The 3,344-nt window shown below is 58.7% G+C and carries 5 protein-coding genes; 1 reads left to right on the forward strand and 4 read right to left on the reverse strand.

Annotated features, from left to right (window positions below):
- Positions 1-169: 169 nt before the first annotated feature.
- From queA to A3754_RS15645, 4 genes are all read right to left on the reverse strand, one after another.
- Positions 170-1,231 carry a tRNA preQ1(34) S-adenosylmethionine ribosyltransferase-isomerase QueA gene (gene queA / locus A3754_RS15630; protein ID WP_063520452.1) on the reverse strand — a complete coding sequence of 354 codons (1,062 nt, stop codon included), beginning with the start codon at positions 1,229-1,231 and terminating at the stop codon, positions 170-172.
- Positions 1,232-1,372: 141 nt separating this feature from the next.
- Positions 1,373-1,855 carry an RDD family protein gene (locus A3754_RS15635; protein WP_063518852.1) on the reverse strand — a complete coding sequence of 161 codons (483 nt, stop codon included), beginning with the start codon at positions 1,853-1,855 and terminating at the stop codon, positions 1,373-1,375.
- 292 nt (positions 1,856-2,147) lie between these two features.
- A complete protein-coding gene (locus A3754_RS15640) occupies positions 2,148-2,453 on the reverse strand; it encodes a type II toxin-antitoxin system RelE/ParE family toxin (RefSeq protein WP_063520449.1) in 306 nt (101 codons plus the stop codon).
- Positions 2,450-2,740 (reverse strand): CopG family ribbon-helix-helix protein, encoded by a 291-nt coding sequence (locus tag A3754_RS15645; RefSeq protein ID WP_063520450.1) that lies wholly within the window; start codon positions 2,738-2,740, stop codon positions 2,450-2,452. Before A3754_RS15645 ends, A3754_RS15640 begins: the two co-directional genes overlap by 4 nt.
- Before the next feature lie 204 nt (positions 2,741-2,944).
- On the opposite strand from A3754_RS15645, the gene A3754_RS15650 reads away from it, so the two are divergent.
- A complete protein-coding gene (locus tag A3754_RS15650) occupies positions 2,945-3,277 on the forward strand; it encodes a hypothetical protein (protein WP_063520451.1) in 333 nt (110 codons plus the stop codon).
- The last annotated feature ends 67 nt before the right edge of the window (positions 3,278-3,344 follow it).

The raw sequence follows: 3,344 nt of genomic DNA on the forward strand, positions 1-3,344 counted from the left end.
ACGGCGGGCGGCACCATCGGTGGCGTTGAGCTGGAAGGTCATTCGGGACATGAGAATTACTCGCCAAACGCCAAACGCAAGACGCCTGACGCTAAAAAATCAAAACCAACGGGACCATAAACGCTTGTAACAAAGCACATGGCGTTACGCTTCCTCCGAACCAAAAGCATCAGGCATCGAGCCTCCGGCTTCCGGCTTCCGGCATCCCCTCAATAAACATGGCATCGCCGTAGCTGAAAAAACGGTACTGGGCCTCAATCGCCGCCTGGTAGGCGTTCATCACCCGATCACGACCCGCAAAGGCACTGATCAACATCAGCAGCGTCGATTTGGGCAGGTGGAAGTTGGTCACCAGGGCATCCACCAGCCGGAACCGGTAACCCGGATAGATAAAGATATCCGTCTCGCCCTGCCCGGTTTGCAAACCTCCGGACTGGCTGGCCGCTTCCAGCGCCCGCAGCGCGGTGGTTCCAACCGCCACCACCCGGCCGCCCCGGGCATGGGCCTGGGCCACTTGCTCAACCAGGGAATCGGGGATCTGGTAACGCTCACTGTGCATGTGATGGTCTTCCACCTTGTCCACGCGCACCGGCTGGAACGTCCCTGCTCCTACATGGAGGGTGACAAAACCGATATCAACCCCGTGCTGCTCCAGGGCCGCCAGCATCGCATCGTCAAAATGCAGGCCGGCGGTCGGGGCCGCCACAGCGCCGGGTTCGCGGGCATAGACCGTCTGGTAGCGCTCCATATCGCCATCCTCATCCGGACGGTCGATATACGGCGGTAACGGCACATGACCGATTTTCTCCAGTGCCGCCAGCAGCGTGTCGCAGCCTTGGCCCGGTAGCGAGAACTGCAAAATGAACAGGGCGTCACGACGCCCCGTCACCTGGGCACGAATGCCCTCATCAAATTCCAGCCAAGTTCCCGGCTTGGGTGATTTGGAGGCGCGCACATGGGCGAGAGCCTCGTGGTCATCCACCACCCGTTCGATCAACACTTCAACCTTGCCACCGCTTTCCTTCTGGCCAAACAACCGGGCAGGAATCACGCGGGTATCGTTGAAGATCAACAGATCGCCGGGGTGCACATGGGCAAGCAGATCAGGAAACTGCTGATGCAGCAGCGCATCGCGGGTAAGCGCCAACAGGCGCGCATCACGGCGCTCAGCAGGCGGATGGCGGGCAATCAACCCGTCGGGGAGCTCAAAATCAAAATCGTCGACGTTCACGTACTGTACCGGCACGGAAGTTCAAGGGAGAGCAAGGATACCCGGCAGCGAAAGCAGGATCAAAAGCTGTTTCTCCACAGAGAGCACAGAGGGACAGAGAAAACCCTGCTTTTCCCTCAGTGAACCCTGTGCTCTCTGTGGTCAATCCGTTTTCTTGCCTTTTGCCTGTTTCGGCAGCTGAACGGTGGCCGTGGCGGACAGGCGATCGTGAAGCGTTTGATGCGGCGCGATCAGCACCACCAGATAGCCGGCCCCGAACAGGCCCCACGACACGCAGGCACCCAGAAAGCGAGCCAGGGTCTGCCAGAGCTTAACCGGCCCACCGCGATAGTCCCGCACCTGCAACCGCCAGGCACGCATGCCAAGGGTCTGGCCGCCACGCATCCAGAACCAGGCATAGAACAACCAGGTTTCCACCAGCAGCAGCGGCAGCAGAATCCCCTTCAGGTAGTCCGGCGCAGCGCGGGTGACGCCATTAATATCTTCCATCGGCAACCCGGTTTTGGGATAGACCAGCACGAAGATACCCGTAGTCACAAACCACAAGGCGAGCACCAGAAAGCCATCATAGACCAGCGCCATCAAGCGCTTAAGCAAACCGGCGGGCGGGGCATATTCGGTCATGACACTCTCCTGGACAGACGAGTTTGAGCTATCGAGAGCCCGGAGACGCCCGACATAAAAAAGCCCGCTGGAAGCGGGCTCTTTTATTGTTTGGTACAGAGGCCGGACTCAAATACAGCCCCAACCATCTGATTTACAACACAATAAAAAAGCACAAAAGGGTGTTGGCCACACTGTTGGCCCCAGTAAAAATGGCCTAAAAATGGGACCCGAACCCCTTGCGGGCGGCAGTATAGCGCAGGCTTCCAAGACAAGTCATTGGGCGACAAGAAACCATGGGGTCATTCCGACCTCAGTCTGGCGCCCCATCTTTATCTGACATCGGCTTGGGCCATAGCCTGGCCGTATGCACCAATGTAAGCACCCAGACTGCCTCCTGATAAACCTCATAGACCAGCCGATAATGTTCATGGGGGAACAGCTCCCGCGTGCCAGGCACCACCCCCTCTCTCCCCATCTCGGGGTGGTCTGCCAGCAATCTTGCCGCCTCCGAGAACCGCACATCCAAGTCCCCTGCCGCAACCGGATTATTCGCCGCGATATACTCCCAGATTGCAAGACGGTCTTTCTGGGCCTGAGTGGTCCAGATCACCCTCATGCGCCAGCCTTACCGTCACCCACCGCAGCAGCCCTGCGTGCCGCAAACTCAGCCTCCACCTCGTCGTTGGGGCTCCCCTCACCAGCCAGCATCTCAGCCCGACCGGCTTCCACCTTACCCCTCAGAAAATCCTGATATTCCTGCTCCTGCCGCTTCCGCGAAATGTAACCACGCATCAATTCACGCACGATTTGCGAAGCCGGCCGATGCTCCGCTTCTGCCACAGCAATAAATTCAGCCCGGAGTTCAGACTCCAGCTTCATTGTGAAAACCGCTTCTTTACTCATGGCCGACCTCACGACAAGATACTAACAACGTATATACCTCGTTAGTATCTCAGCTCTGAATGCCAATATAAAGCCCCTGCCGAAAGTATGAGCACGGCTCCAACCCCTAACTGGCGGCCCACGATTCCAGATTTTTTCAGGCATATATCACCTCTATGAAGCCAGGAAGGAATGGCCTTCTTGGCCCCATCTCATGGAGGTTTCATGATCATTCAATGTCCGTCCTGCCGGTCCATCCGCGTTGTCGCCCTGCAGAATGGCCGCAAGGTAGGTGGCTCTGTCGGCACGGTTGCCGGTGCCGCCAGTGGAATCACCATGGCCACTAACGGGGCTCGTGTCGGTGCGACTGTCGGCCTGGCTTTCGGTCCTGCCGGATCTGCCATCGGCGGTATCGCCGGTGCAGTGCTTGGTGGACTGGCGGGAGGTGTGGCCGGCGGTGAAGCGGGTGCGGCGCTGGGCGCCAAGCTCGACGACACCTATCTCGACAACCTGGAATGCCTGGATTGCGGACACAGCTTTCGCCTCGATGCCGAGTAACCCCGGCTCCCTTACCTCTCTCTTGAAGCCCGCCCTGTGCGGGCTTCTTTATGCCCCTTTGGAGGCC

Source organism: Alcanivorax sp. HI0083, assembly GCF_001635175.1.

What these genes read in the sequence shown, in the direction of transcription:
- A3754_RS15635 (WP_063518852.1), bottom strand. Translation starts at nt 1,855, where the DNA reads ATGACCGAATATGCCCCGCCCGCCGGTTTGCTTAAGCGCTTGATGGCG.
- A3754_RS15640 (WP_063520449.1), bottom strand. Translation starts at nt 2,453, where the DNA reads ATGAGGGTGATCTGGACCACTCAGGCCCAGAAAGACCGTCTTGCAATC.
- A3754_RS15645 (WP_063520450.1), bottom strand. Translation starts at nt 2,740, where the DNA reads ATGAGTAAAGAAGCGGTTTTCACAATGAAGCTGGAGTCTGAACTCCGG.
- A3754_RS15650 (WP_063520451.1), top strand. Translation starts at nt 2,945, where the DNA reads ATGATCATTCAATGTCCGTCCTGCCGGTCCATCCGCGTTGTCGCCCTG.